Here is an 11,979-nt window from a genome sequence, read left to right on the forward strand (position 1 = left end):
AGATTATTATCGCGAGCTCCATATAAATCGCGCCTTTGAGTGGTGATTGTTTACGCATATTTAGACTTAAGGCAAGCCGCCGACCGACAGACAAGGTCAGTTTACTTTTATCATCCCAACCAGATCACGCAGCTCTTGCTTCGCCGTAACATGAGATATTGTAAGTGACCTGTCTATTAGTTCGAAATCCAGCAAAGTAAGCCCTGATACAAACAGCTCGCGAAAGATGACTCGTTCATTGAATCCGGTTGCAAGCCTGAACCCAATCCGTTTAGCAAGGGATATAAGCACATCTTCAACTTTACCTCGGTTATGAGAGTACAGGTTCGTAAGGCGATTGCGCATAACAATCCAGTCAATAGAACGCTTATCCCGCATCATGCGGGATTTCCTTTGCTCCCAAACCATCTCAGAGTACAAACTAGGCGATAAATTATCCTCATCAACCCTTACAAGCATATCAAGGTCCACAAAGCTGTCATTCAAAGGGGTTATAATCGTATCAGCATGTGAATGAGCCAAACGTGATAAGAACGTGTCGTTACCAGGCGTGTCGATAAGTATAAAGTCATGGTCGCTGAGCTTTTGCATTGCCAGGTCAAAGCTGTCCTGCTCTTCCTGCTTTGCTGATTCTGGCTCGTTAAGGTTACTTTTATGCACCGAAAAATGCTGAGGAGTTGCGATAGAGATCTGTTTTGTCTGCTGATATTTAAGCCTGTTATTTATGTACCTAGTCAGCGTACCTTGCCTAGCATCAACGTCTACAGTCCCCACCTTGCGCCCATCTGCCAGAAAATGCATGGCAATGTGCATACAGATGGTGGATTTGCCTGTTCCGCCTTTTTCGTTACCTAGGACTATTACATGAGGCCTTGCCAACGCTTCTTCTCCTGTCTTGATCTGTTTGAGATTTTCTTACCGCTATGATAGATGACATACCCGGCAATTGCCACACATACCGTCAGTATAGACACTATTATCGTGGTCATGGCGTTAATTTGCGGGGAAAGTCCCATACGAATGCTGGAAAAAACGACCATAGGCAGGGTCGTAGACTGTGGTCCTGATACAAAGCTGGCCAGTACTACATCGTCAAAGGACAAAACGAATGAGAGTATCCACCCGCTCATAATCGCGGATGATATTGACGGTATAGTTATGGCGAAAAATACTTTGATTGGGGTCGCCCCTAAATCCAAAGCGGCTTCTTCAATGGAAGAGTCCATTTCTGTCAGCCTCGATTGAATCACCGCCGTTACATAGGACAGCGATAAAGTGATATGCGCGATGGCAACCGTCAATATACCATGCTCGCCAGGCCAACCGAGCAGATTGGTCATGCTTACAAAAAGCAGTAATAATGAAAGTCCTACGACAACGTCTGGCATGATCAAAGGCGCGGTCATCATGCCCACAAAGAACGGTCTGCCTTTAAATCGTTTAAACCTTACGATTGCAATGGCAGCTAGCGTTCCAATCAGCACCGAAATTGTGGCAGTAAAGCACGCAATTTTCAGGCTGTTTAGGGCAGCGTCCAGCATTATGCTGTTTTGCGCTAGCGCTTTATACCACTTAAAGGAAAAGTGCGACCAAGCGGTTACAAATTTCGAATCATTGAACGACAAAGCAATTATACAAAACAGCGGGACATACATAAAAGCATATCCAAACAGCAACATTGAAAGTAAAAACCTAGACCTTTTCATGAATGTTCAATTTCTTGTTTAGCCTGATTTGCTGTCCGCCGTACCAAAGCATAACTGGAATGGCTACAAATATGATCATCATTACTGACAGGGCTGAAGCAACTGGCCAAGAAAGGTTGGTAAAGAATTCGTTCCAAACTATTCTGCCGATAGTTACCGTGCTGGCGTCCCCGAGGATTTCTGGCATCACGTACTCGCCAATAGCCGGCATAAAAACCAAAGAGAATCCTGTTGCCACGCCGCGCATGGAAAGGGGCAAAATGACTGAGAAAAAAGCCTTAATCGGCGTACAACCAAGGTCATATGCCGCCTCAACGACAGAGTTGTCGATTTTCTCCAAAGAGGAATAGATTGGCAGCACCATAAACGGCAAATAGGTATAGATAATGCCTACTGCCACCGCGCAATAATTGCCCATAAGCTTAAGCGGCTGGTCAATTATCCCCAAGTACATCAGGGCTTTATTGATCAAACCTGTAGGGGCCAGCAGTATCACCCAGGAATAGACTCTGATCAAAAAAGAAGTCCAAAAAGGCAGCACTATCAGCATCAACAGTATCATTCTGATTTTTGGCCGAGACCTTACGATCGCATACGCCATTGGATAGCCGATCAATAAACAAGCAAATGCCGAGTTTGCCGCAATTACTATAGAGGTTGTAAACGTCCTTACATACAGATCATCGGTAAGCAAAAGGCGATAATTGGCGAAGTTAAGAGTAAGCTGCGCTGCGCTGTCGTTAATCCATTTCAAAATGTTGCTGTAAGGCGGGATTTGTAAAACGCTGTCAGCAAAGCTGATTTTCAGCAAAATCAAGCACGGACACAAAAAAAACACCAACAGCCACAGGTATGGAACCCCCACTATCAGTGAGCTACCTCTAAAGTGAAATTTCCAAGTGTTGACTTTTTTGGTCGGCACTTTTCACCTACGCCGTCAATAATATTGCGTTTTCCGGAAGCCAATACAGATGCACTTCATCATCCCATTGGATGGGGCGCTCTGCTATGCGGAACAAATTAGTCGCGGTTGAGTAGACTATATGACCATTGGCAAGCTCTACGTGATATATCGACACGTCCCCAAGGTATATGATGTCCTGAACGACCCCTTTGGCGCAGTTATAATTGCGCTCTTTCGGCGGAGTTTTCGAGATGACGACCTTTTCCGGCCTTATGGCAACGCTTACATTAGCGCCAATTGCCGCAGAGGCAGAGTGTTCTACCTTTATATCGCTGTCATCAAGAACGCTTGACCGCACAATGGCGTAGTTTTCTTCTTCCTCTACTACAAGGCCTTCAAACATGTTAATTGCGCCGACAAAATTCGATACATACTTGCAGTTTGGATATTCATAGATCTCAGTTGGCGTTCCTACTTGGATTATGCGCCCATCCGCCATGATTCCTATGCGCGAGGCCATGGTCATCGCCTCTTCTTGGTCATGCGACACCATAATGAAGGTAATACCAACTTCTTCCTGGATGTTTACCAGCTCAAGCTGCGTTTTTTCGCGCAGCTTTTTATCAAGCGCAGCCAACGGTTCATCCAACAACAACAGCTTAGGCCTTTTAACCAGGCTTCTTGCCAGTGCGATACGCTGACGTTGCCCGCCGGAAAGCTGATGAGGCTTTCTTTTCTTAAAATCCATCATTTGAACGAGTTCCAGAACGTCGTCAACTCGCTCGTTAATCTGCGATCTGGGAAGTTTTTCCTGCTTAAGGCCAAACGCAACGTTTTGCTCAACGTTCATGTGCGGAAACAAAGCATAAGATTGAAACACCATGCTGACTGGCCGGCGATAGGGCGGAATTCCCGACATATCGATTCCATCTATATAGATTTTGCCAGACGACGGCGTTTCAAAACCGGCTAGCATCCTCAAAAGCGTACTCTTGCCGCAACCAGACCTGCCAAGTAAAGAAAATAATTCGCCTTGATAAACCGAAAGGTTAACCTCGTCAACCGCAATCGAGCCGTCATAATCTTTGGTAAGGCTTTCTATATAGACGTAGGGCCTTTCTTCCGGGTCATGCCACGGTTCGATTTTATCTAAATGACGAGATTTTGCTGCCAACGCTTGCCGCTCCAGCCCCTATTGACCACGACGCGCTTAATCTATTAGCACAGTCTCAAACAAAACACAAAAACAGGAAAAGACTGCTGAATAACAAAGCCAGATATCTTTTATTTATCGCAACAATTTATTTCAGCTTGCCGTCTTGCATGGTTATCTGCCTATCCATCATAGACGCCAGGCGAACATTGTGTGTGGCGACTATGACGCCCATGGTTTTCGCTTTGGCGCAGTTTATCAGCTCTTGCGCTACAATAAGGGCATTTTGCTCATCTAAGTTACCGGTGGGTTCATCTGCAATCAGTATCCTGGGCGAGTTGACCAAAGCCCTAGCCACCGCAACGCGTTGCTGCTCACCGCCAGACAGCAGGTTCGTTCGCTGGTTAGCCTTCCCCTCAAGCCCCACTTTTTTCAGCAACTCAATTGCCGTATTTTTTGCCTGCTGCGTTGATTTTTGGGCCAGCAATTGCGGCAGCATCAGATTCTCAACCACCGTAAACTCTGGCAGCAAATGATGAAATTGATAAACAAAGCCAATTTTCGAAAGGCGCAGGTTGGTTTTTTCTCGGTCTTTAAGCGACGAACAGTCCTCGCCGTCGATGACCACGCTGCCGCTGTCACATCCCTCAAGCAGCGCCGCAATGTGCAACAAGGTCGATTTACCAGCGCCTGACGGCCCCAAAAGCGCCACCGTTTCCCCACAGCAAAGCGAAAAATCAACGCCCTTCAGTACCTCAACTGTCGCCTTATCTCCTTGGGAGTAGGATTTTTTGATATTTTTAAGGTCCAGGACGACCGCGCTGTTATTCATAACGAAGCGCCTCTGCTGGGTCTATTTTGCTGGCACGCCATGCTGGGTATATGGTCGACAGAAACGACAGCAATAAAGCAATCGCAGTAGTCAGCAATACCTCGTCTGCATTAACCTCTGCAGGCAGTTTAGACAGGTAATAAATTTCTTCCGAGAACAGATTGGCGCTTAGCAAGCTTTCCATGAATCGGCGAATGTGCTCTATATTGCAAGAGAACAGCAGCCCAACAACAACCCCTATACAGGTTCCTATGCCGCCGATCAAAAAACCTATCATCATAAACACTCGCATGATGGCAGATTTTTGCATTCCTATTGTCCGCAGCACTGCAATGGCGCGGGATTTTTCACGCACCAGCATAACCATGCAGGATATTATGCTGAAGCTTGCAACCATGATGATAAGCGTCAGTATTAAGAACATCACATTTCTTTCCACCGCAACTGCGTTCATGAAGGCGCTGTTCCGCTCTTGCCAATCCAGGGCAATCAGGCCATATCGATCGGCTATTTTGCGTATCTGAGCCTTTATTTGCCCAGATAATTCAGGGTTGCGGGCCGTAACCTCAAACTGGGTCACTACATTTGGCAAATTAAACAGCCTTTGCGCATAGTCCAGCGATATAAATCCGACTGAGCTGTCGTACTCGTACATACCGGCAGAAAAAATACCGTTGACTTTAAAAGTCTTGGCGCGAGGAATATACCCAAACCCACCTTCGCTTAACTCTGGGGTAATTACTTTCACTTCACCACCAACCCAAACGCCTAAGCGCTCGGCTAAACGCCTGCCCAGCATTATGTTTTCGCCAGAGCACAACTCGCCTGTAAAAATTTTGTCCGAGACGACTCGTTGTAAATTATCTTGCGCCAGACCGCGTACTATACCGCCGATTACTTGGGTTTTGGTGACAAACATAGCCTGGCGCTCTATAAGCGGGGTTACGTTCGAAACATGCTCGCCTTTAAGCTCTTGCGCGATGGCGTCATAATTACCCACGCCATCCTCAGCGTACAACGATATATGACCATTAAACCCAATGACATGGGATATAAACTCATGACGAAATCCATTCATCACCGAAGTCACAATGATTAGCGTCGCAACGCCAAGCGCAATCCCTAAAAAGGAAAAGCCAGCAATCACCGATATGAAGCCGTCCTTATGCTTGGACCTTAGATACCGCCAGGCTATGGTACGCTCTAAGGAGTTAAATGCCACAATGCCTCCCTTAGCCCGCTAAAGCGTCTTTAAGGTAATTAGCAACGCCCTGACGGTTAACTTTGCTTACCTCACCCGTACGACGGTCTTTGACCTCAACAGGCCCTTCGGCAAGTGAATTTTTACCAATAATCACTTGATACGGCAGACCAATAAGGTCCATGTCGGCCAGCTTTATACCTGCGCGTTCGTTGCGGTCATCGTACAATACTTCAAAACCTCGGTTAATCAGGTCTTGATAAATATCATCTGACAAGGCTATGCATTTATCACTATCAATTGAAAGGTTAATCAGCCCGATTTGATAAGGGGCAACCTCTTTGGGCCAGATTATTCCTTTGTCGTCGTGATTAGCCTCTATAATCGCGCCCAGCAAGCGCGACACGCCTATGCCATAAGAACCCATTTCTGGATATATCTGCTCACCCTTTGCGCCGGTAACGGATGCGTTCATGGATTTGGTATACTTAGTTCCGAAATAGAATATATGCCCAACTTCAATGCCACGCGATTGCGCTAGATCTGACTCAGATATTGGGCAGGCTGAGGGATCATGCTTGTCTTCAGAGGCCGCATACATTTTAGAAAAGTTCTCAAACACATCCTGGGAATCAAAATCAAGCGCTGAAATCCTCTTGTCATAAAACAAAAGACTCTCCCCAGTTGAAGCAAGCACGTGAAACTCATGGCTCATGTTTCCGCCAATGGCCCCTGGATCAGCGCATACAGGAATCGGCGTCAGGCCCATGCGCCTAAAAGTCTTAAGATAGGCGATGAAAATGTTTCTGTAAGTCTTCTTGGCTTGATCTATGTCTAAATCAAAGGAATACCCATCCTTCATCAGAAATTCACGCCCGCGCATAACGCCGAATCTTGGACGAATTTCATCGCGAAATTTCCACTGTATTTGAAAGAAATTTCTCGGTAAATCCTTATAACTGCGGATGTATTTCCTGAATATATCGGTAATTTGCTCTTCGTTGGTCGGGCTGTACAACAAGATCCTCTGGCGGCGGTCTTTAAACCTCAGAAGTTCTTCTCCATAAGACTGTTCTCGGCCGCTCTCTTGCCAAAGTTCAACTGGCTGTACAATTGACATAAGCACTTCATTCGCGCCGATTTTGTATTGCTCTTGACGAACGATATCCGCGATTTTATTTAAAGTACGTAGCCCTAAAGGCAGCCAGGAATATATCCCGCTTGCCGTTTGGTCAATCATGCCAGCACGCAGCATAAACCTGTGCGAGGCTATCTGCGCTTCGGCAGGAGTTTCTTTTAAGGTTGGAATGAAATAGTTGGAAAACCGCATAGCTCTACCAAATTTTCAAATTAAAACCGCTATGGCTTACCTAAGTAAACCACACCACTTCCGATTGCAAGGGCATTCCACGATTTGCCTAACTCATTAAGCCACACCGAATCTAAGGACTAGGGGGACAAGGATACTTCGCGTAATAAGACATCAAGTCGTCCCTAAACACATATTTTATATGAGACGATGCGCTTGTTATTTTTACTATAGTTTTATTTCCGGTGATTATTTGAACATTTTGATCATCAGTAAACAATATAAATGCAATAGGATTAACAGACTTGGTGTTAGTGGTATCCGTAACGGATTGACCTTGAGCGTTGATGAGGTCCAAACTTAAAGTATCTGCCTCAAAACGTGCGCAGAATTCGCAATCTGTTCTGCTGAGCAAACTACTTCTGGCTCCGCCGCCGGGCTTATTAATCACCGTCGCTTCAACTAAGGTTTTATTGGGGATATATTTTATCGGCTTGCCGGCGCTGTTGACAGAAACGTCTTTACTTAATCCCAATGATTTGAAAGGAATAAAGCCTAAATTAGGGCTGTCTAGATTGCTTTCACCAGAATTAGGCTCGCTAGCTGGAGCGGGTAGGTGTGAGTTTCTGATAACATAAGCCGCAATTGCGTAGCATATTCGCTCATACTTCTGTTTGTTAGATTGTAATGACGAGCAGAGTCGTAAAGTATTCAAGGATGGTCCTAGTATGCCAAGAATCACCCCCATGACCATAATGGCAATCGCGACTTCGAGTAACGCAAAGCCGCGATCGGACCTTATGTCCATTAATCGACCTTCACGATCACAACGCAGCTTTTTTCTTCTGATTTAAGATTAAACTGGCCCGCATCAATGCAAACGTTCTTACACCCCTCGCCGTTAATTACGATGATGTCGCCGTCCACCTTGCTGTCGAGCTTGTTCATCAAGTCGTTGGCATCCTTTGGGGTCAGTACACCACGGAAATATCCAGACAAAACTTCATTGACCGTGTTGTTGCTGAACACAATCCAGGTCCCGCTGTGCCCATAGATATGCGATGAAGGAACAAACGTTCCTCCTAGCTTACTCTTAGGAACGCCCTCTTTTATAGAGATCAAGCCGCTTAATTTAAGATGTTGCCAAAAACCTAAGGCTTCTCGCTCGGTGTTAATGGCGCCGTCCCCGTCGCCATTGTCCAAAGCGTAGGATATGTTTTCTTGCGCTGAGTTGCAGTCCCCTGGAAGGGCTTGGTATTTATCTCGGAACATGTCTACCGCCGCTTTGTACTGATGTATTTGTGTTGCAACGGATTGTAACCTGGCCTCTTTAACCAAGCTTTGCCCTTTAAGGACAACTGCGGCCAAAATACCAACTACGGTTATAGCGATTGCTACCTCAAGCAGGCTGAATCCCCTGTTGTCCTTTAGGAATTTTACTAATGACATCAAAATAATTTTAAGCGAGCTGTTTAAACGTCAAGCCTCTATTCGCCCTGATCGTTCGTTTTCGCAGTGTCAGGGACATTCGTCTGGCCCGAATCGCCTTCTGCTAATATAGAGTCTTCATCTAGTCCTGCATGGGAAGCGTAGACTTCCTCTATGGGATCTTCGCCTAGTGATTCGAGCGATTCTTCAACCGGATTATATCTGCGATATCTTTTGACTGCATAGTCGTATATATCATCAAGGCTTACGGAAGAGGCGGCAATTTCCCTCAATGCAATCACGGATACTTTATCGTTATCGCTCCGTACAGTGATTTTGTCACCAGAAAGAATCTGTCGCGCTCGCTGTGACGCCATAACAACCAAGTTAAACCTGTTTTTAATGTTCTTTGCACAGTCCTCAACAGTTATACGAGCCATTGCTTCACCTTAAAATTAGGTCTTAGTCTAGCAAAAACTGGCCCGAAAAGACAAGCTTAAATTACGCGCATGTTTTAGATGAGTTGAGCTTTATAGTTCTATCTTGATAATTTGTCTTATTTCTGTAAGTTACATTTTAGGTTATGCATTATCATGAATGAAAATCATCACCTAGTCTAAAATTGCAAATCTTGTCTAAGTATTACAAAGTTAACTCAAAAAACATCCAAGCAATTATACAAATAACTAGCATTTTGCGTGAGACTTAAAGGATGAGGCTCACGACAAAAAAGACAACGCTTTTCAGTAGGGTAGGGCAGGGGGGTAGGGTGGTACGGTGTATGAGTGGGAGGTGGGAGTAATTTTGAGCCCCCTGCGGATTTTTAGATTCATGGGGTAGAGTTATCTCGGAGGGTGAATATATTAATTTATGTTTTAATAAAACCCTACAATTGATTGGTTCAGGTTTGAGGGCAAGAAGAGTGAAAAGCTTGTCTGCGTTCAAGGAAATGAAGTTAATGTGATCATATTTATCTGTGGAAAGCTGCTTGACCTGGATCAGCTCTAGCCTAAGTAGTTGACCAAGAGCTCGTCTTACAGAGGATTCAGAAATACCAATCTCTTTGGCGAGGTCGGCCTTACTTTTATAAGCCCAGTACGCACCTTCTATATAGAAAGAATGTTGTTTCAACATCTCAATAAGAAAGCTAAAAACTTTACATGTGACATCAGAGTGTTTAGTGAAGACATCTTCTAGTTTAAGGGCGTGCAACTGGAGTATCTGTAGTTGGGATAAAAAAGTTGTATAATTATAATTATGTTAAATGAAGATAATCGATTCACTTCACAAAATTTTAGTTAAACAAATTAGAGGGAAAGGTATTAAAACACTTACCTTATCCGCAAACGCAAAAGATAAATAAATTGCTTTACTATATTCAATTAGAAAGACCTTGAAATTTTTAAACTACACTGAATCAGAACTATATCAACCAAGAAATCCCCTCCCCAAAAGGCTTTCTAGCCGCCGCCTCTGCAACGTTCTGTTGGGCTTTGCCGTAATAAAAGTCGCCGGAGCTATATCTTTAACTTGCCATTGCCTGCCCGTTTTCACGTTGTATCACTTTGAGTAATAGTACTTGGATCATAAGTAGCCTATAGATCCATAATCAGACCAAAGCGAGTGGAAAATTTTTTATGATACCAGGTCATGCTATCTTCTGTACCGTAAAATGGACCAAGGGCAGCTGGCCCCACAACAGCGTTTGGCGTTACAGTATCCGTTCTGAATTTACTGACAAATCTCCTTTTTAACGTCCAAAACACGTCAAATCTAAATTTAAAACGTTCAAAGAAACTTATCTCAAATCCACAACCCAATCGGGGATTTTGAGTCATTTTACCATCTTCCGTGCTATAGAAAAGCCTATCAGCATTAGAGTAGGCTAATCTGTTTGCCGGATTGTTTGGGTAAAGAGTATAATCTCCACTATCCTTAAAGTGTGGATTTTCACCGCGTCCCTTGAGTGTATTGAATTCTATTCCTGCAAGCAGATATGGCATAAAATAATTGCCAAGTTTCAGGCCAAGCCTATAGGATAATCCGAAAGAAAACCTCTTAAACAGATCGTCTCTATGCTTATCTCCGCGATTTATATTAGAGCAATCAGCCTCTAAGGACATTCGCAACTTAAACACTTTAATCTCTAAACCAATTAGTGCGCCAGTACCGATTCCTGAGGCTTTTGTAGCTAAATTTCCATACATATCACCAAGCATAATACCATTTTGATTGAAAACCCAAGCAGGAACACCTCCTGCTGCATCAGGGGCAGCAACAGCCCCACTACGTCCTACCAAAAAACCACCAGTCACCACAACACCACCCGCTGAATTCAAACCAGGCACGAAGTACCTTGGCTCCAGAGTAGCATTCGAGCTTGAGTAATTGCTGGTCACGCCTAGGTACAAATGTGGACGAAAAGAATCTTTATTCGTACTTGAACAACCGGATAAGAATGTTACCAGCAGGGCCAGAAACAACACTGATGCAAATCTACCGAACTGACCGCGAGAGCTTAAACAATCAGCGATCTGTATGCCAGATAAGTCCAATTTGGTCTTGCTAACGCAAGGCTCGCAGGCCCCAGCCTGCTCGTTTGACAGTTCTTCGAACTGAACTTCATTTAAATCAACACTATCGCTTGGCTTATAAATCTTATTTAGGCGAGAATAGATATGATTTACAAATTCTGCGAATCGAATTCTTTTTAGACAAAAGCTGTTGTTTAATTTAAAGCTGCAAGCTGAACTTGTTTTAAGTTAAAATTACTATTAAGGTTAAATTCATAAGCTTCATCCAAAAGAAAACTTAATTTGTAATTGTGGCCTGCTGGCTCTGTAAATCGAGATTTATATGAATAAGAATAATTGCTTAACTTAAAGCTATAAGCCCTATGCCAGTAAGGACTTGATGTTCGGTTATTATCTACCGAATTGCCACAACCGAGGAAGCCGTTTAGACCTCCGAGCCATCGCACAAAAGGCATATTACTGAATTGCTTATTTAATTTATTTAGACATTTAATAAATCGTGCTGCTGTCTTATCAAGATATCCATCGAGCAGGCTTGCATTTGCGCCTGCGAGCCGCAGCTCCTGCTGCGCCATATCAGACTCGCTACAAAACTTGCTTAAATGATTGTCAAACTGAGAAAAACTAGCATTACATACACCGCAGAAGCCTTCTAGGACTTTGAGCCGTTGCTTCATCGACGTGCTACTAGATTTGCCGACAGATCTGCTTAATTGGCCAAAGGACTGTGATGATGATGCTCTGCACTCTTCAGAAGTTACATCTTTAGATAATGCAACAGTATCATCAGCTTCTTTAGCGACAGAAGCACCACCATATCTAAACCCCAACTCAGAGCAAAATCGCCCTTCTGTACTAGTGCTAAAGAGAGAGGGGGGGGGGGGCCATCGCTCTAATTCCCGCACGCCTTGC

12 protein-coding genes are annotated in these 11,979 nt (G+C 44.3%); all 12 read right to left on the reverse strand.

Going from position 1 to position 11,979, the window contains the following annotated elements; genetic code table 11:
- Positions 1 to 96 precede the first annotated feature (96 nt).
- Positions 97 to 879 (reverse strand): division plane positioning ATPase MipZ, encoded by a 783-nt coding sequence (locus tag LBL30_04390; GenBank protein ID MDR1032325.1) that lies wholly within the window; start codon positions 877 to 879, stop codon positions 97 to 99.
- A complete protein-coding gene (locus tag LBL30_04395) occupies positions 861 to 1,679 on the reverse strand; it encodes an ABC transporter permease subunit (protein MDR1032326.1) in 819 nt (272 codons plus the stop codon). The genes LBL30_04390 and LBL30_04395 overlap by 19 nt, the downstream gene beginning before the upstream one ends.
- A 13-nt stretch (positions 1,680 to 1,692) precedes the next feature.
- Positions 1,693 to 2,628, reverse strand: a complete 936-nt coding sequence (locus LBL30_04400) for an ABC transporter permease subunit (protein ID MDR1032327.1) — start codon at positions 2,626 to 2,628, stop codon at positions 1,693 to 1,695.
- 7 nt (positions 2,629 to 2,635) lie between these two features.
- Positions 2,636 to 3,784 (reverse strand): polyamine ABC transporter ATP-binding protein, encoded by a 1,149-nt coding sequence (gene potA / locus LBL30_04405; GenBank protein ID MDR1032328.1) that lies wholly within the window; start codon positions 3,782 to 3,784, stop codon positions 2,636 to 2,638.
- 127 nt (positions 3,785 to 3,911) lie between these two features.
- Positions 3,912 to 4,595 (reverse strand): ABC transporter ATP-binding protein, encoded by a 684-nt coding sequence (locus LBL30_04410; GenBank protein MDR1032329.1) that lies wholly within the window; start codon positions 4,593 to 4,595, stop codon positions 3,912 to 3,914.
- Positions 4,588 to 5,817 (reverse strand): lipoprotein-releasing ABC transporter permease subunit, encoded by a 1,230-nt coding sequence (locus LBL30_04415; GenBank protein ID MDR1032330.1) that lies wholly within the window; start codon positions 5,815 to 5,817, stop codon positions 4,588 to 4,590. The genes LBL30_04410 and LBL30_04415 overlap by 8 nt, the downstream gene beginning before the upstream one ends.
- Positions 5,818 to 5,827: 10 nt before the next feature.
- The gene (locus tag LBL30_04420; GenBank protein MDR1032331.1) at positions 5,828 to 7,126 is read right to left on the reverse strand and encodes a proline--tRNA ligase; all 1,299 of its coding nucleotides are present in this window, start codon (positions 7,124 to 7,126) and stop codon (positions 5,828 to 5,830) included.
- A 112-nt stretch (positions 7,127 to 7,238) separates the two neighbouring features.
- Entirely contained in the window at positions 7,239 to 7,913 is a 675-nt protein-coding gene (locus LBL30_04425; protein ID MDR1032332.1) for a prepilin-type N-terminal cleavage/methylation domain-containing protein, read from the reverse strand.
- Positions 7,913 to 8,554, reverse strand: coding sequence for a type II secretion system GspH family protein (locus LBL30_04430; protein MDR1032333.1), 642 nt, complete (start codon positions 8,552 to 8,554; stop codon positions 7,913 to 7,915). The genes LBL30_04425 and LBL30_04430 overlap by 1 nt, the downstream gene beginning before the upstream one ends.
- Before the next feature lie 38 nt (positions 8,555 to 8,592).
- Entirely contained in the window at positions 8,593 to 8,973 is a 381-nt protein-coding gene (gene rpoZ, locus LBL30_04435; protein MDR1032334.1) for a DNA-directed RNA polymerase subunit omega, read from the reverse strand.
- A gap of 1,155 nt (positions 8,974 to 10,128) precedes the next feature.
- A complete protein-coding gene (locus LBL30_04440) occupies positions 10,129 to 11,088 on the reverse strand; it encodes a hypothetical protein (protein ID MDR1032335.1) in 960 nt (319 codons plus the stop codon).
- A gap of 173 nt (positions 11,089 to 11,261) precedes the next feature.
- A partial coding sequence (locus tag LBL30_04445) for a hypothetical protein (GenBank protein MDR1032336.1) occupies positions 11,262 to 11,979 on the reverse strand: 718 nt, incomplete at its 5' end.

This window comes from Holosporales bacterium (genome assembly GCA_031263535.1).
Lineage (GTDB): Bacteria > Pseudomonadota > Alphaproteobacteria > UBA3830 > JAIRWN01 > JAIRWN01.